We start from the raw sequence: 15,792 nt of genomic DNA, 5'->3' as shown, positions 1-15,792 counted from the left end.
ATCGTCCCTCACCCGGGCGACCGCCCGCGGTGCCTGTTCGCCGACACGTTCCCGTTGCTGCGTCCGCTTGCCGCGTGGCACCGCACACCTCCGCCCGTCGCGCGCCTCGCGGGCACCACTGCGCCGCGGCGCAGCGGCTGCAGCCGCGGGTCAGGGTCGTGGGTCGTGGGTCGTGGGTCGTGGGTCGCGACTCGGCCTGTTCTCGCGACGTCGCCCCGTGTCGTCGCGAGGTCGCCCGGGCCGCACGACGCCACGCCGAGCAGGTGGTCTCGGCTCGTCATGAGTGCCGGACGAGCCAAGGTCGCCTGGTCGGGCTGCCAGGGCCGCCTGGTCGGCCGGTCGCCGGGCCATGGTGGGCCCACCCCCACCGCGGACCTGACCCCGCGGGCTTGAGACCCGACCATGCCACCTCACCGAACCACAGCTCTACCTCGCCGACCACGGCTCTAGCTCGGCGGGAGCGGTCAGGTGGGGGTGTCCTCGGCGAGGGCGAGGAGGCGGGTCAGGGTGTTCCAGTTGCGGCCCGTCACCGGGGTCCCGGCGGCCTTGGTCAGGACCGACGTCGTGAGCTTCGAGCGGCCGATGCCGTCGGGGTAGGCGACGTAGAGGACGCCGTTCGCGACGACGGCTCGCTCGGTCCCGCCCCGGGCCTGGATCGTGGTCGCGCCGTCCGGGTCGACCGGTGTCTCGCCCACGAGGACGAGGAGCGCGGCGGGGCGTTCCTCCGCGTCGTCGGGGAGGGGGTTGCCGCGGACGATCTTGCGGAGCCGCTCGGTCGTGAGCACGGCGACGGCGGCGTCGACGCCGAAGCGTTCGGCGACGGCGTCGTGGAGGAGACGCGCGACGTCGTCGGGCCGGGACGCGCCGGAGGTCCCGGGCGCGACGACGAGGTTGCCGCTGTTGACGACCGTGCGGGCGTGCGCGAACCCGAGCTCGCCCGCGAGCTCGCGCAGCGCGGTGGACGGGACCTTGCGCCCGCCCACGTTCACGGCGAACAGCAGCGCGACGTAGGCGGTCACGACGACGCCCCCGGTCGTCGGTGGGACCACGGCGCGGCCTCCTCGAGGCGGGCGGCGAGGTCGAGGAGGAGCGCGTCGTCGCCGTGGTCGGCGCCGAGCATCACGCCCACGGGGACCGTCGCCGTGGACCCGTCGGGGTCGGTCACGCGTGCCTCGCCGAGCGGGAGCGAGATCGCGGGCCGGCCGGTGAGGTTCCACACGCTCGTCCAGGGGGTGAACGCGGTCTGCGCGGCGAAGTCGGCGGCCGGGTCGTCGTCCATCCGCTGGCTGCCGACGAGCGCGGGTGGCTGGGCGAGCGTGGGGGAGAACACGACGTCGACCCCGGCCCAGGCGGCGGCGACCTCCCGGGTGAGCTGCTGCACCCCGGCGAGCGCGGTCGCGTACGCGAGCCCGCTCACGCCGCGCCCGCGCTCGCGGAGCCACCGCGTGAGCGGGACGAGCAGGTGCTCGCGGTCCGGCGGGACGGGGGCCTGGAGCGCGCCGACCGACCACAGAGCGGCGAACGCGTCCCAGCGCTCGGCGCCGAACGGAGGGGGGATCTCGACGACGTCGTGCCCGAGCCCGGCGAGGAGCGCCGCGGTCGCGCGGGCGGCGTCGGCGCACGCCGGGTGCACGGGGGCGTCGGCGGCGATCACGGGGTCGAGCAGGAGCCCGACCCGGAGCCGCCGCGCGCCGGACGCGGCCGCGAGGCGCGCCGTGAAGGTGTCGCCCGGCCACGGTCGCGCGAGGACGTCGAGGAACGCCGCAGCGTCGCGCACCGACCGGGTGAGGACGCCGTGCGTGGCGAGCCCCGCGCCATCGACCCCGTACGGCCCGGGGCTCACGAGCCCGCGCGACGGCTTGAGCCCGACCAGCCCGCACGCGCTCGCCGGGATGCGCAGCGATCCGCCGCCGTCGCTCCCGTGCGCGACGGCGACGACGCGTGCCGCGACCGCGGCCGCGGCGCCGCCGCTCGACCCGCCCGCGGACCGCGCGAGGTCCCACGGCGTGCGGGCCGTGGGCCCGACGTCGGGCTCGGTGTAGCAGGGGAGCCCGAGCTCGGGAGTGGTCGTCTTGCCGACCATGACGGTGCCCGCGGCGCGCAGGAGGGTCGCCACGCCGTCGTCATGGGGCGCCGGGAACGGGTCGATCGCGGCCGACCCGGCGCGGAGAGGCACGCCCTCCACCATGGTGAGGTCCTTGACCGGGCACGGGACGCCGAGGAACGGCGGCAGCGCGCCCGGCTCCGCGGACCCGGCGACGGGCGCGCCCGCGCGGCGTGCCGCGACGAGCGCGGACTCCGCGGTGAGCGCCTGCGTGCGCGCGAGGTCCGGGGTGAGCACGGTGAAGGCGCCGACCTCCGCGCCGACGCCCGCGGCGGCGTCGAGCGTCGCGTCGAGCACCTCGGTGGGGGAGGCGTCGCCGGTCCGGAGCGCGTGGGCGAGGGCGGTCGCGTCGAGGTCGAGCAGGTCGGTGACGCTCATGTGTCGTGAACCTACGCGGCGGGTCACGACTGCGCGAACCGTCCCGGGTCGACACGCCGCCGCGTCGAGGCGTATATTCCATGCGGAATATTCCTTACGGACTTCTTGGCCCGGGGCCGACGTCGCGCGACGCACGACGCACGCAGCCCCCGCCTGCGAACCCCCCCGTGCTACCCGTCCCGGAGACGACCGTGCCCGCACCGCGCCTCAGCCCGACGGCGACCCTCGTGCTCGCCGTGCTGCTCGACCAGCCCATGCACCCGTACGAGATGCTCGTGCGCCTGCGCAAGCGGCGCGACGACCGGCTCGTCCGGCTCAACCCGGGCGCCGTCTACCACGCGGTCGACCGGCTCGAGCGCGACGGCCTCGTCGAGCGCGCGGGCGTCGACCGCGACGGCAACCGGCCCGAGCGCACCGTCTACGCCATCACCGACGCGGGCGTCGCCGCGCACCACGACCGCACGCGTGACCTCGTCCGCGAGACGCCGCCCGAGTACCCGGCGTTCCCGGTGGGGCTCGCGCTCGTGCACGACCTCCCGCTCGACGACGCCCTCGCCCTCCTGCGGGAGCGCCGGGCAGCGCTCGCGGCCGCGACGGACGGGGTGCGCGAGCACCTCGACGGCGTCGTCGCGCGCGGGCTGCCCCGGCGCTACCTGCTCGACGCGTCGTTCCAGCTCCACCAGGTCGCGGCCGAGATCGCGTGGCTCGACGCGACGGTCGCCGACCTCGAGTCGGGCGCGCTGAGCTGGACCGACCAGCCCGCGCCCACGTTCCGCTTCCCCCGCACGACCTCACCTCAGGAGACCTCGTGACCACTCCCGCCCCGGGCAGCAGCCCGAGCACGGCCCCGGCGCCCGCCGACGCCGGCTCGCGCGTCGTGCCCCTCGTCGACCTCCACGGCCGCAGCGCCTGGAGCATCCTGCCGCCGCTCATCCTCGGCTTCTTCATGATCATGGTCGACACCACGATCGTGAACATCGCCGTCCCGACGCTCCAGACCGAGCTCGACGCGTCGCTCGTCGCGGTCGGCTGGGTGAACAGCGCCTACCTGCTCTCCTACGCCGTGCTGCTCCTGCTCGCCGGGCGGCTCGGGGACCGCTACGGCCCCAAGCCCGTGTTCGTCGTCGGGCTCGCGGTCTTCACGCTCGCGTCCGCGTGGTGCGGACTCTCGGGCTCGATCGGCATGCTCATCGCCGCGCGCGTGGTCCAGGGCGTCGGCGCGGCGCTCATGACGCCGCAGACCATGGCGATGATCACGCGCGTCTTCCCGCCGCGGCAGCGCGGTGCGGCCATGGGCCTGTGGGGCGCGACCGCCGGCGTCGCGACGATCGCCGGACCGCTGCTCGGCGGCGTGTTCGTCGAGTCGTGGGGCTGGGAGTGGATCTTCTTCGTCAACGTGCCGGTCGGCGTCGTCGCGCTGTGGTTCGCGCTCACGCGCCTGCCACGCCTCGCGACGAACAAGCGCTCGTTCGACGTCCTCGGCGTCGTGCTCTCGGTCGTCGGCCTGTTCGCGGTCGTCTTCGGCCTCCAGGAGGGCGAGACGTACGACTGGGGCACCATCACCGGGCCGATCACGGTCTGGGGCGTCATCGGCGCCGGGCTGCTCGTGCTCGTGGGCTTCGTCCTGTGGCAGCGTCACCTCGGCGACGGCGCGCTGCTGCCCCTCAAGCTCTTCCGCTCCCGCAACTTCTCGCTCGCGAACGTCGCCGGCATGTCCGTCTCGTTCGCGATGATCGGGATCTTCTTCCCGCTGACGATCTTCCTGCAGTCCATCCTCGGGCTGTCGCCGCTGCACGCCGCCCTCGTCAACCTGCCCGGGTCGCTCGTCTCCGGGATCGTGGCCCCGCTCGCCGGTCGCCTGTCGGACAAGGTGCCCGCCAAGTGGGTCGTGGCGACCGGGTTCGGCGTCCTCGCGGTCGCGATCGGGTGGCTCGCCGTCGTCGTCGGGCCGGGGGTGTCGGTCGCGACGATCGTGCTCCCGATGACGCTGTTCGGCATCGGTACCGGCTGCGTGTTCTCGCCGCTCGCCAACCTCGCGACGTCGGGCCTCGACCACCGCACCGCCGGCGCCGGGGCGGGCGCGTTCAACACCACGCGCCAGGTGGGCGGCGTCATCGGCTCGGCGGCGATCGTCGCGACGCTCACCGCGCGCCTCGCCGTCACCCTCCCTGCCGCCGCGCAGGACGCGGCGGCCTCCGTCCCCGAGCAGTTCCGCCAGCAGTTCGTCGACGGGTTCGCGAACGCCGGCTCCCTGCAGGGCGGCGCGGGCGGGTCGTTCGACCTCCCGCCCGGGGTGCCCGACGACGTCGCGCGCCAGGTGACCGACGCCGCCACCGCCGCGTTCCACCAGGGGTTCGCGACCGCCGTCGGGCAGACGCTCGCGGTCACGGCCGCGGTCCTGGTCCTCGGCTTCGTGTGCGCGATCGCGATGGCGCCGAAGCACGTCGAGCACTGACCCGCGAGATCGGCCCGTGCGTCGCGAGATCGGCCCTCCGAGGGTCGATCTCGGACGCTCGGGCCGATCTCGCGGAGCACGCACCCGGACGATCCCGTGAACGGAGGGTTAAACCTCGCCCCGGAGGTGTGTCGGGGGTGGTGAGCCGAATCACACGGGCGTAGTTTCGAGGGGACGGACGGCACCACCGCCGTCCTCCGGGAGGCCAGCCGATGGGGTTCACGCTCCGCTCAGGGGGGCCGGCACCGGCGCTGCTGAGCCGTGGCACCCACGGCCCGACGGCCGGTCGCCTGCCTCGCCCAGAGAGAGAACGGCGCCCGCGCGCCGGAGGGGAGCCCTCGTGGTCCGCACCTCACCCACCACCCCCACCCCGCAGGACGACGCGCGAGACGACGCGCGTCGCACGTTCGTCGTCGACACCTCGGTCCTGCTGAGCGACCCCCGCGCGATCGGGCGGTTCGCCGAGCACGACGTCGTCCTCCCGGTCGTCGTCATCACCGAGCTGGAGGCCAAGCGCCACCACGCGGAGCTGGGGTACTTCGCCCGCAGCGCGCTGCGCATGCTCGACGACCTGCGCGTCAGGCACGGCCGTCTCGACGCCCCGATCCCGGTCGGCGACGTGGGCGGGACCCTGCGCGTCGAGCTCAACCACACCGACCCGGACGTCCTCCCCGCCGGCTTCCGGCTGGGCGACAACGACACGCGCATCCTGTCCGTCGCCGCGAACCTCGCGGCGGAGGGGCACGACGTGACGGTCGTGTCCAAGGACCTGCCGATGCGGGTCAAGGCGTCGGCGGTCGGGCTGCGCGCGGAGGAGTACCGTCACGAGCTCGCCGTGGACTCGGGCTGGACGGGCATGGGGGAGATCTCCTTCACGGACGCCGAGGCGGCGTCGCTCTGGGAGCACGAGTCCGTCGAGCTCACGAGCCTCGACCCGGAGGTCGTCGAGGCCGCCGGGCCGCTGCACTGCCACACGGGGCTCGTCGTGCACTCCCCGCGCGGGTCCGCGCTCGGGCGCGTCACCGCCGACAAGCACGTGCAGCTCGTGCGCGGGGACCGCGAGCTCTTCGGGCTGCACGGCCGCTCGGCCGAGCAGCGCGTCGCGATCGACCTGCTCCTCGACGAGTCCGTCGGGATCGTGTCGCTCGGTGGCCGGGCGGGGACGGGCAAGTCGGCGCTCGCGATGTGCGCGGGTCTCGAGGCGGTGATGGAGCGCCGGCAGCACCGCAAGGTCATGGTGTTCCGCCCGCTCTACGCGGTGGGCGGCCAGGAGCTCGGCTACCTCCCCGGCTCCGAGGCCGAGAAGATGAACCCGTGGGCGCAGGCCGTCTACGACACGCTCGGCGCGCTCGTCTCGCCCCAGGTGCTCGACGAGGTGATCGACCGCGAGATGCTCGAGGTGCTCCCGCTCACGCACATCCGCGGGCGCTCGCTCCACGACGCGTTCGTCATCGTCGACGAGGCCCAGTCGCTCGAGCGCAACGTGCTGCTCACCGTGCTCTCGCGCATCGGGCAGTCGTCGCGCGTCGTCCTCACGCACGACGTCGCGCAGCGCGACAACCTGCGCGTCGGACGGCACGACGGCGTCGCCGCGGTCATCGAGGCGCTCAAGGGCCACCCGCTGTTCGCGCACGTGACGCTCACGCGCTCCGAGCGCTCGCCCGTCGCCGCCCTGGTCACGGAGATGCTCGAGTCGATCGAGGTCTGACCCGCCGCGAGGTAGAGGCCTGGTCATGACCGGGCCTCTACCTCGCGGTACCAGAGCTCTACCTCGCGGTACCGGGGTTCTCTCTCGCGCGGGGGCGGGTGCGCGGGTGGACGAGGACCACCGCGAGGACTCCGACGGCGGCGCCCAGGACCGTGTCCAGAGCGCGGTCGAGCGCGAGCCCGGCCGGGTCGGCCGGGTGTGCGAGCGACGTCATGAGGAGCGCCATGGGCGTGATGGTGAGCATCGCGAGACCGTAGTGGCGTCCCACGATCGTCTCGGTCACGGTCTGGAGCACCACGACGACCGCGGCGGTCCCCCAGAACCCGAGCGGCGCGGCGAGCAGCGGCCACGCGAGCAGCGCTCCCGCGACGGTGCCGGCCCCGCGCTGGAGCGCCCGCACGACGGCGTGGCGCGCCGACTCGCCCTGGAGGACGGCGGTCGAGCCCATGGTCGCCCAGGCGGCGTGCCCGAGGCCGGCGACCGCGGCGACACCGCCGGCGACGAGCCCGGAGATCCCGACACGCGCCGTCGCGAGCCGCCACGGGCCACGGACGCGGGACCGCGCCTGGGCGGTGAGCGAGGTACGGACGGGTGCCGCGGTGCCGTCCCGCGGGACGCCCAGGGCGTCGAGCGCCCGCTCGATCTCGTCGAGCTCGCGGGCGAGAGCCGGGACGGCGCCCCGGGGCAGGCGCCACGACGCGTCGTCGGCGAGCACGTCGCGCGCCCGGGCGACCGCGAGCCGTGCCGCGCGGGCGGCGTGCCGGCTCGGCACGGGGGACGCGGCGTCGGTCGGCCGCGCGCCGGGGGCGGCGTCCCGACCGTGAGAGGCCTCTCGCGCGACGGCCGCCGACGCGCCCGCCCCGCGTGAGGCCTCTCGCGCGGCGACCGCCGACGCGCCCGCCCCGGGCGAGGCCTCTCGCGCGGCGACCGTGACGGCGTCGGCGGCGCGCCGGACGGCGAGACGCGCGGGCGCTGTGGGCCGTACGAGCGCACCGGCCATGCAGACGAGCCACGCGAGGAGCGCGCCGGACGCGCCGGCGAGCACGCGGGGAACGAGGTCGCCGAGATCCGGGGATCCCGCGAGGCCCGCCCCGGCGGCGAAGACGACGATCGTCGCGCCCGGGGGCCGGTGCGGACGAGGAGGCAGAACGCCGTCGCGCTCGCAGCGAGCGCCGCGACGGCCGCGGTCGTCGCGAGCGTGGGCGCGCCGACGACGGCCAGGAGCGTGAACAGGGCGATCGTCCCCGTCATCAGACCCCCCACCGTGGCGAGGAGGGCGGCGCGGCGACGATAGGGGTCGTAGCGCCCGTAGAGCGAGGTCAGGGCGCCGAGCGAGGCGAACGCGGCGAGGTCGGGACGGCCGAGCAGGCCTGGCACCGCGATCGCGAGCGCGACGGCGGCGCCGCACCGCAGCGCGGCGGCGAGCGTCGCGTCGGCAGGGTTCACGTGGAGGGCGGCACGCAGGTGGGCGGGGTCGAGGACGTCCTGCGCCGCGGCGCGCACGGGTGCGAGCGCGGCGACCGCGGGGGACGGGAGAGGCGGGAGGAGAGGCATGTCCGTCCCAGGGTAGCGGTCGTTCCAGAATGTTTCACCAGTGAAATACTGTGATGCCCGCCCTATCCTGGTCCTGTGGACTACGTGGACCGCGTGCGAGCGGAGTGGGCCGAGCAGCGGCCGGACCTCGACACCTCGACCTCCGCCGTCGGGGCGCGGCTGCGCCGCGTCGCGGGCCTCCTCGAGGGCGCGCTCGAACGCTCGGCGGCGCGCCACGACGTCTCGCGCGCGGAGTTCGACGTGCTCGCCGCGCTGCGGCGCGCCGGGCGTCCGCTGCGCGCGGGGGAGGTGACCACGATGACCGGCGCCCCCGGTGCGTCCATCACCAAGCGCCTCGACCGGCTCGAGCGCGCCGGGCTCGTCGAGCGCACCGTCGCCGAGCGCGACCGGCGCGGCGTGCTCGTCGCCCTCACGGGGGACGGGGTCGCGCTCGTCGACGAGGTCTTCCCGCAGCAGCTCGACCGGGAGCGCGCGGCGCTCGCGGACCTCGACGCGGACGAGCGTGCCGAGCTCGCACGGCTGCTCGGCGTCGTCCTGCGCCGCCTCGACCCCGTCGACTACTGACCGCGGGTCGCGGCGCTCGACCGCTGCGGAGCCCGGACGGCGAGAGCCGGGCGGGGTGCGCGCGCACCCCGCCCGGCTCGCGGGCGGAACGGTCGGTCCGGCGGGTCAGGCCTGCGGCGGGCGCGTCATCGACAGCACGTCGAGCGCCTCGTCGAGCTGCGCCTCGGTGACCTCGCCGCGCTCGACGAAGCCGAGGTCGATCACGGCCTGGCGGACGGTGAGGCCCTCCTTGACGGAGTGCTTCGCGACCTTGGCGGCCGCCTCGTAGCCGATCACGCGGTTGAGCGGCGTGACGATCGACGGCGAGGACTCGGCGAGCGCGAGCGCGCGCTCGACGTTCGCCGTGATGCCCGCGACGGTCTTGTCCGCGAGCACGCGCGACGCGTTCGCGAGGAGGCGGATCGACTCGAGGACGCCCTGGGCGATGACGGGGATCTGCACGTTGAGCTCGAACGAGCCCGACGCGCCGGCCCACGCCACGGTCGCGTCGTTGCCGATCACGCGCGCGGCGACCATGAGCACGGCCTCCGGGACGACGGGGTTCACCTTGCCCGGCATGATCGAGCTGCCCGGCTGGAGGTCGGGGATGAAGATCTCGCCGAGGCCCGTGTTGGGGCCGGAGCCCATCCAGCGCAGGTCGTTGCAGATCTTGGTGAGCGACACCGCGATGGTGCGCAGCGCGCCCGAGAGCTCGACGAGGCCGTCGCGCGAGGACTGCGCCTCGAAGTGGTCGCGGGCCTCCGTGAGGGGCAGGCCCGTGTCCTCGACCAGCAGCGCGATGACGCGCTGGGGGAACCCGGCGGGCGTGTTGATGCCGGTACCGACGGCGGTGCCGCCGAGCGGGACCTCCGCGGCGCGGGGGAGCGCCGACTCCAGCCGCTCGACGCCGTAGCGGATCGCCGCGGCGTAGCCGCCGAACTCCTGCCCGAGCGTGACGGGCGTCGCGTCCATGAGGTGCGTCCGGCCCGACTTCACGACGGTCGCGAACTCCGCCGACTTCGCCTCGAGCGCGTCGGCCAGGTGGCCGAGCGCGGGCACGAGGTCCCGCACGACCCCGGCGGTCGCGGCGACGTGCACCGACGTCGGGAACACGTCGTTGGAGGACTGCGAGGCGTTGACGTGGTCGTTCGGGTGCACGTCACGCCCGAGCGAGCGCGTGGCGAGCGTCGCGAGGACCTCGTTCGTGTTCATGTTCGACGACGTCCCGGACCCGGTCTGGTAGACGTCCACCGGGAAGTGCGCGTCGTGCGCGCCGGAGGCGACCTCGTCGGCCGCTGCGACGATGGCGGCGGCGACGTCCTCGTCGAGCACGCCGAGCTCGGCGTTCGCCCGGGCCGCGGCCTTCTTCACGCGTGCGAGGGCCTCGATGTGGCCGCGCTCGAGCGGGGTGCCGGAGATCGGGAAGTTCTCCACGGCGCGCTGCGTCTGCGCGCGGTAGAGAGCCTGCGCGGGGACGCGCACCTCGCCCATGGTGTCGTGCTCGATGCGGTACTCGGTCGTCGGTGCGGTCTCGCCGGCGACGCCGCCGGAGGCCTCGGGAGATGCAGTCATGGGGCCATCCTGCCGCACCGCGCGCGGGCTCCCGCAATCCGCGTGACCGAGGTCACGCGGGTCGCGGGAGGCGTCGTCCGGACGCGTGGACGAGGTCTCAGGCGTCGGCGAGGGGCGCCTCGCCGACGTCGCCCACGACGTCGACCAGGTGGGCGCGGCCCTCGGCGAAGTCGTACTCGACGCCGACGATCGCGCAGCGCCCGTCCGCGACCGCGGCCGCGAGACCGGCGGAGTACGAGTGGAGCATGTCGACCGTGTTGCGCACGTGCTCGCGGCGCAGCACGGCGGGGTCGAGGTTCTCGAGCGAGCCGTTCCCGGCGCCCGTGATCTTCGCGATCGACGGGATGACCCGGTCGACGACGGCCCGGACGAACCCGTCCGCCTGGGCGCCGGTCGTCAGCGTGTCCACCGCGGCACCGACCGCGCCGCACGAGTCGTGACCGAGCACGACGACGAGCGGCGCGGACAGGATCTCGACGCCGTACTCGATCGACCCGAGCACGGTCGTGTCGACGACGTGGCCCGCGGTGCGCACGACGAACATGTCGCCGAGGCCCTGGTCGAAGATGATCTCCGCCGCGACGCGCGAGTCCGAGCACCCGAACAGCACCGTGTGCGGGTGCTGTGCCGCCGAGGTCTCCCGCCGTCGGTCCGCGCCCTGCGACGGGTGGAGCGGGGCGTCGGCGACGAAGCGGTCGTTGCCGGACCGCAGCGTCGCCCACGCCTCGGCGGGGGTGAGCGAACGGGCCGGCGGTGCGGGGGTGGGAGAGGTCATGGCTCCCATCATCGCGTACCGCGCGGCCCTCATGACGTGCCCGTTCGCATGGCGGGCCGCGCCCGGGAGGTGTAGCCATGGAGGGTGACACCCCGGAGACGGGGGAAGCCGCGACCGAGGGGAGCCGACGTGCGCCGACGCACCCGAGCACTCGCCGTCCTGGTCGCCGCGGGGCTCGTGGCGCCGCTCGCCGCGTGCGGCCCGGGCGACGACGGGACGCCGGTGCTCACGTGGTACATCAACCCGGACAACGGCGGGCAGGCCGACATCGCCGCGGCCTGCACGGAGGCCGCCGGGGGCGCGTACCGGATCCAGACCGAGCTCCTGCCCCGCGACGCCGCGTCGCAGCGCGAGCAGCTCGCCCGCCGCCTCGCGGCGAAGGACTCGTCGATCGACATCATGAGCCTCGACCCGGTGTTCATCGCCGAGTTCGCGGAGGCCGACTTCCTCGCCCCGGTGCCCGCCGACGTCGCCGACGCGACGACGCAGGACGTCGTGCAGGGCGCGATCGACGCGTCGACGTGGAAGGACGAGCTGGTCGCCATCCCGTTCTGGGCCAACACGCAGCTCCTCTGGTACCGCAAGTCGGTCGCCGAGGCCGCGGGGCTCGACCTGTCACAGCCCGTCACGTGGGACCAGATCATGCAGGCCGCGCAGGACCAGGACAAGCTCCTCGCGGTCCAGGGCGCCAAGGCCGAGTCGCTGACGGTGTGGATCAACGCGCTCGTCGAGGGCGCGGGCGGACACATCCTCGAGAACCCGGAGGCGCCCGCGGACGAGGTGAAGCTCGGCCTCGACACCGACGCGGGCAAGGCCGCGGCGACCATCATCGGCGAGATCGGCACGTCCGGCGTCGGCGGTCCGGGGCTGCCGAGCGAGGACGAGCCGGCCTCCCTGACGAAGTTCCAGGGCGACCGCGGGTCGTTCATGGTCAACTGGCCGTTCGTCTGGTCCTCCACCCAGAGCGCGGTCGACGCGGGGTCGCTCGACCAGTCCCTGCTCGACGACATCGGCTGGGCCCTCTACCCGCAGACCACCGAGGGCGAGGACGCCCGCCCGCCGTACGGCGGGATCTCGCTCGGCATCGGGGCGTTCGGCAAGCACACCGACCTCGCGTACGAGGCGGCGCAGTGCATCGTCAGCCCGGAGAACCAGGCCGAGTACTTCGTGACCAACGGGAACCCCGCGGCGAGCATCAAGGCCTACGACGACCCCGACGTCCAGAAGGCCTTCCCCATGTACGACGTCATCCGCGACTCGCTCGACCAGGCCGCGCCGCGACCGCAGACGCCGTTCTACAACGAGGTCTCCACGGGCCTGCAGCAGACGTGGTACCCGCCGGCGTCCGTCGACCCCGACACGACCCCGCAGCAGTCCACCGAGTTCATCACCGCCGTCCTGCGAGGGGAGCGACTCCTGTGAACGCCGGACCTCCCGCCGAGCCCGCACCCCGCGGCCGGCACGCCTCCACGCCGTCGACCACCACCGACGACGCGCCGACGCGTCGCACCCCGGAGTCGCGTCGCGAGCACGGGGACGACGCCCGCGGCGCGCCCGACGCCGCCGCGAAGGCCGCGCGCAGCGACCGGGCCCGCGCCGAGGCGCGCCTCGGGTGGTACCTCGCCGGACCGGCGTTCGTCGTCATGCTCGCCGTGACGCTGTACCCGATCCTCCAGGCGGTCTACGACTCGCTCTTCAACTACAAGCTCACCGCCCCGGACGACCGCGCGTTCGTCGGGCTCAACAACTACGTCGTGATCCTCACGGACTCGGTGTGGTGGCGAGACCTCGGCGTCACGCTCTTCATCACGGTCGTCACGGTGCTCGTCGAGCTCGTCCTCGGCTTCGCGCTCGCGCTCGTCATGCACCGCGCGATCAAGCGGCTGCGCGGGCTCCTGCGCACCGCGATCCTCGTGCCCTACGGGATCATCACGGTCGTCTCGGCGTTCGCGTGGTTCTACGCGTTCGACATCACGTCCGGGTACGTCAACCACTGGTTCGACTGGGTCCCGGGGATCGGCCCCGACCTCAACTGGTTCGCGCAGCAGGGCACGAGCCTGTTCGTCATCATCATGTCCGAGGTCTGGAAGACGACGCCGTTCATCTCCCTCCTCCTGCTCGCCGGACTCGCGCAGGTGCCGGGCGACCTCGAGGAGGCCGCCAAGGTCGACGGCGCGACCGCGTGGCAGCGGTTCACGCGGGTCATCGTGCCGAACATGAAGGCCGCGATCATGGTCGCCGTCCTGTTCCGCGCTCTCGACGCGTTCCGCATCTTCGACAACGTCTTCATCATGACGAACGGGGCCAACGGCACCGAGGTGCTCTCGCTGCTCGCGTACCGGACCTCGATCGGCCAGCTCCAGATCGGCATGGGCTCGGCGATCTCCGTGCTGCTGTTCCTGTGCGTCGTGCTCATCTGCTTCGTCGCGATCAAGCTCTTCAAGGTGGATCTCGCCGGCGCGAGGGGGGAGAAGTGATGGGCAGCGTCCTCAGCACCCGGGCCAAGATCTGGTGGGCCGTCATCACGGTCGTCGTCCTCGTCGGGGCGCTGTTCCCCGTCCTGTCGATCTTCATGACGAGCTTCAAGGGGCCCAGCGACATCAACTCCGGGACCTTCCTGCCGCCGCAGTGGAGCACCGCGAACTACGAGCAGATCCTCGCCTCGGGCGGTTCGGCGCAGGAGCTGTTCCTCTCGGCGCTGCGCAACTCCATCGGCATCTCGCTCATCGCGACCCTCATCGCCGTCGTGCTCGCCACGCTGTGCGCGTACGCCATCGCGCGCCTGGACTTCCCGGGCAAGCGCCTCATCCTCACGACGGCGCTCGGCGTCTCGATCTTCCCGGTCGTCTCGATCGTCACGCCGCTGTTCAACCTCTGGCGCAACATCGGCCTGTACGACACGTGGCTGGGCCTCATCATCCCGTACCTGTCGCTCACGCTCCCGATCTCCATCTGGACGCTCGCCGCGTTCTTCCGGCAGATCCCGTGGGAGCTCGAGCAGGCGGCCCAGGTCGACGGCGCGACGCCGTGGCAGGCGTTCCGCAAGGCGATCGTCCCGCTCGCCGCGCCGGGCGTCTTCACGACGGCGCTCATCGCCTTCTTCATCGCCTGGAACGACTTCGTCTACGGCATCTCGCTCACGTCGACGAGCGCGGCCCGTCCCGTCCCGGCGGCGCTCGCGTTCTTCACGGGGGCGTCGTACTTCGAGGAGCCGACCGGCGCGATCTCCGCGGCGGCCGTCGTGGTGACGATCCCGGTCGTCGTCCTCGTCGTGCTCTTCCAGCGTCAGATCGTCTCCGGCCTGACCCAGGGGGCGGTGAAGGGATGAGCACGACCGATCGCCGGGGGACCACCCGGCAGCCGACCCCGCTGCCCGCCGCGGCACCGCCGCGCCCCGCCCGCGTCGTCGGGCACCGTGCCGCACGCCGAACCCGAGGAGAGAGCTGATGGCGTCGATCACCCTCAAGGACATCGTCAAGCGCTACGGCGACGGGTTCCTCGCGGTGGACCGCGTGAACCTCGACATCGCCGACGGCGAGTTCGTCATCCTCGTCGGCCCGTCCGGCTCGGGGAAGTCGACGGTCCTGCGCATGATCGTCGGGCTCGAGGACATCACCTCGGGCGAGCTCGACATCGACGGCACGCGCGTCAACGAGAAGGCGCCGCGCGAGCGCGACCTCGCGATGGTGTTCCAGAACTACGCGCTGTACCCGCACCTCACGGTCGCGGAGAACATCGCCTTCCCGCTGCGCCTCGCCAAGGGCAAGCACAGCGAGGAGGAGATCCGCGAGAAGGTCGAGCGCGCGGCCGACATGCTCGACCTCCGCGAGCACCTGGACCGCAAGCCCGCGAACCTGTCCGGCGGCCAGCGCCAGCGCGTCGCGATGGGGCGCGCGATCGTGCGCGACGCGAAGGCGTTCCTCTTCGACGAGCCCCTGTCCAACCTCGACGCCAAGCTGCGCGGGCAGACACGCACGGAGATCGCCCGGCTCCAGCGGCGCCTCGGCACGACGACCGTCTACGTCACCCACGACCAGACCGAGGCCATGACGCTCGGCGACCGCGTCGCGGTGCTGCGCCGCGGCGTCCTCCAGCAGGTCGCGAGCCCGCGCGGGCTCTACGAGCAGCCCGTCAACCTGTTCGTGGCGGGGTTCATCGGCACGCCGCCCATGAACTTCCTGCCGGGCGAGGTGTCGGGCGGGCGGATCACGCTGCCGTTCGGCGAGTTCGACATGCCGGAGAACGTCGCGTCCGTCGTGGGCGACCGGAGCCTCGTCATCGTGGGGCTGCGGCCCGAGCACTTCGAGGACGCGCGGCTCGTGGACCCGTCCAAGAAGGACCGCGGCCACACGTTCGAGATCCAGATCGACGTCACGGAGTGGCTCGGGGCGGAGCTCTACGCGTACGTGCCGTTCGACATGCACGAGTCCGTGAAGGGCCAGCTCGAGGAGCTGGACCGCGAGCTCGACGGCGAGGGCCTGCGCAGCCAGTTCGTCGTCGCCCTGGACTCCGCGTCGCGCGTGCGCGACGGCGACACGACGGAGCTGTGGTTCGACCCGACGAAGATGATGATCTTCGACCCCGAGACGAGCGAGAACCTCACGCGCGACGACGCCGAGGCGGACCGCATCGAGGAGGAGAACGCCGAGGACCGCAAGCGGTCGCTGGAGCGAGCCCAGAAGCAGGACGCCCAGGTCTGAGGT

General features: G+C 73.7%; 13 protein-coding genes. 8 read left to right on the top strand and 5 right to left on the bottom strand.

Annotated elements, in window-relative coordinates:
- Positions 1 to 464: 464 nt before the first annotated feature.
- Together ABWU78_RS20115 and ABWU78_RS20110 are read right to left on the bottom strand one after the other, a co-directional pair.
- A complete protein-coding gene (locus ABWU78_RS20115; protein WP_253051031.1) occupies positions 465 to 1,049 on the bottom strand; it encodes a DUF1697 domain-containing protein in 585 nt (194 codons plus the stop codon).
- A complete protein-coding gene (locus ABWU78_RS20110; RefSeq protein WP_439159315.1) occupies positions 1,016 to 2,482 on the bottom strand; it encodes an amidase in 1,467 nt (488 codons plus the stop codon). Before ABWU78_RS20110 ends, ABWU78_RS20115 begins: the two co-directional genes overlap by 34 nt.
- 191 nt (positions 2,483 to 2,673) lie before the next feature.
- Here ABWU78_RS20110 and ABWU78_RS20105 point away from each other — a divergent pair, with 191 nt between their 5' ends.
- The 3 genes from ABWU78_RS20105 (at position 2,674) to ABWU78_RS20095 (ending at position 6,645) form a co-directional block, all read left to right on the top strand.
- Positions 2,674 to 3,294 carry a PadR family transcriptional regulator gene (locus ABWU78_RS20105; protein ID WP_253051033.1) on the top strand — a complete coding sequence of 207 codons (621 nt, stop codon included), beginning with the start codon at positions 2,674 to 2,676 and terminating at the stop codon, positions 3,292 to 3,294.
- 134 nt (positions 3,295 to 3,428) lie between these two features.
- Complete coding sequence (locus ABWU78_RS20100; RefSeq protein ID WP_439159316.1) at positions 3,429 to 4,937, top strand: DHA2 family efflux MFS transporter permease subunit; 1,509 nt, start codon at positions 3,429 to 3,431, stop codon at positions 4,935 to 4,937.
- A 340-nt stretch (positions 4,938 to 5,277) separates the two neighbouring features.
- Entirely contained in the window at positions 5,278 to 6,645 is a 1,368-nt protein-coding gene (locus ABWU78_RS20095) for a PhoH family protein (protein WP_439159314.1), read from the top strand.
- 58 nt (positions 6,646 to 6,703) lie between these two features.
- Here ABWU78_RS20095 and ABWU78_RS20090 read toward each other — a convergent pair whose 3' ends face one another.
- On the bottom strand, positions 6,704 to 7,690 hold the full coding sequence (locus ABWU78_RS20090; RefSeq protein ID WP_439159313.1) for an FUSC family protein: 987 nt from the start codon (positions 7,688 to 7,690) through the stop codon (positions 6,704 to 6,706).
- A 584-nt stretch (positions 7,691 to 8,274) separates the two neighbouring features.
- On the opposite strand from ABWU78_RS20090, the gene ABWU78_RS20085 reads away from it, so the two are divergent.
- On the top strand, positions 8,275 to 8,763 hold the full coding sequence (locus ABWU78_RS20085) for a MarR family winged helix-turn-helix transcriptional regulator (protein WP_253051036.1): 489 nt from the start codon (positions 8,275 to 8,277) through the stop codon (positions 8,761 to 8,763).
- 105 nt (positions 8,764 to 8,868) lie between these two features.
- Here the strand turns inward: ABWU78_RS20085 and ABWU78_RS20080 are convergent, their stop codons facing one another.
- Together ABWU78_RS20080 and ABWU78_RS20075 are read right to left on the bottom strand one after the other, a co-directional pair.
- Positions 8,869 to 10,314: a class II fumarate hydratase gene (locus ABWU78_RS20080; RefSeq protein ID WP_253051037.1), complete on the bottom strand. Its 1,446-nt coding sequence runs from the start codon at positions 10,312 to 10,314 to the stop codon at positions 8,869 to 8,871.
- A gap of 97 nt (positions 10,315 to 10,411) precedes the next feature.
- Positions 10,412 to 11,089, bottom strand: coding sequence for a carbonic anhydrase (locus ABWU78_RS20075; protein ID WP_353707962.1), 678 nt, complete (start codon positions 11,087 to 11,089; stop codon positions 10,412 to 10,414).
- A gap of 129 nt (positions 11,090 to 11,218) precedes the next feature.
- Here ABWU78_RS20075 and ABWU78_RS20070 point away from each other — a divergent pair, with 129 nt between their 5' ends.
- The 4 genes from ABWU78_RS20070 to ABWU78_RS20055 all read left to right on the top strand — a co-directional run bounded on the left by ABWU78_RS20070 (position 11,219) and on the right by ABWU78_RS20055 (position 15,789).
- Positions 11,219 to 12,511: a sugar ABC transporter substrate-binding protein gene (locus tag ABWU78_RS20070; protein WP_353707963.1), complete on the top strand. Its 1,293-nt coding sequence runs from the start codon at positions 11,219 to 11,221 to the stop codon at positions 12,509 to 12,511.
- A complete protein-coding gene (locus tag ABWU78_RS20065; RefSeq protein ID WP_439159312.1) occupies positions 12,508 to 13,566 on the top strand; it encodes a carbohydrate ABC transporter permease in 1,059 nt (352 codons plus the stop codon). The genes ABWU78_RS20070 and ABWU78_RS20065 overlap by 4 nt, the downstream gene beginning before the upstream one ends.
- Positions 13,566 to 14,417, top strand: coding sequence for a carbohydrate ABC transporter permease (locus tag ABWU78_RS20060; RefSeq protein WP_439159311.1), 852 nt, complete (start codon positions 13,566 to 13,568; stop codon positions 14,415 to 14,417). The genes ABWU78_RS20065 and ABWU78_RS20060 overlap by 1 nt, the downstream gene beginning before the upstream one ends.
- 118 nt (positions 14,418 to 14,535) lie before the next feature.
- Positions 14,536 to 15,789 carry an ABC transporter ATP-binding protein gene (locus ABWU78_RS20055; RefSeq protein WP_253051042.1) on the top strand — a complete coding sequence of 418 codons (1,254 nt, stop codon included), beginning with the start codon at positions 14,536 to 14,538 and terminating at the stop codon, positions 15,787 to 15,789.
- Positions 15,790 to 15,792: the final 3 nt, after the last annotated feature.

The organism is Cellulosimicrobium sp. CpK407 (assembly GCF_051844275.1).
Lineage (GTDB): Bacteria > Actinomycetota > Actinomycetes > Actinomycetales > Cellulomonadaceae > Cellulosimicrobium > Cellulosimicrobium cellulans_G.
This window is presented reverse-complemented; position numbering and strand designations above follow the sequence as displayed.

Coding starts and splice junctions, on each gene's coding strand:
- ABWU78_RS20110 (WP_439159315.1), bottom strand. CDS start 2,482: ATGAGCGTCACCGACCTGCTCGACCTCGACGCGACCGCCCTCGCCCAC.
- ABWU78_RS20100 (WP_439159316.1), top strand. CDS start 3,429: ATGATCATGGTCGACACCACGATCGTGAACATCGCCGTCCCGACGCTC.
- ABWU78_RS20080 (WP_253051037.1), bottom strand. CDS start 10,314: ATGACTGCATCTCCCGAGGCCTCCGGCGGCGTCGCCGGCGAGACCGCA.
- ABWU78_RS20075 (WP_353707962.1), bottom strand. CDS start 11,089: ATGACCTCTCCCACCCCCGCACCGCCGGCCCGTTCGCTCACCCCCGCC.
- ABWU78_RS20060 (WP_439159311.1), top strand. CDS start 13,566: ATGGGCAGCGTCCTCAGCACCCGGGCCAAGATCTGGTGGGCCGTCATC.
- ABWU78_RS20055 (WP_253051042.1), top strand. CDS start 14,536: ATGGCGTCGATCACCCTCAAGGACATCGTCAAGCGCTACGGCGACGGG.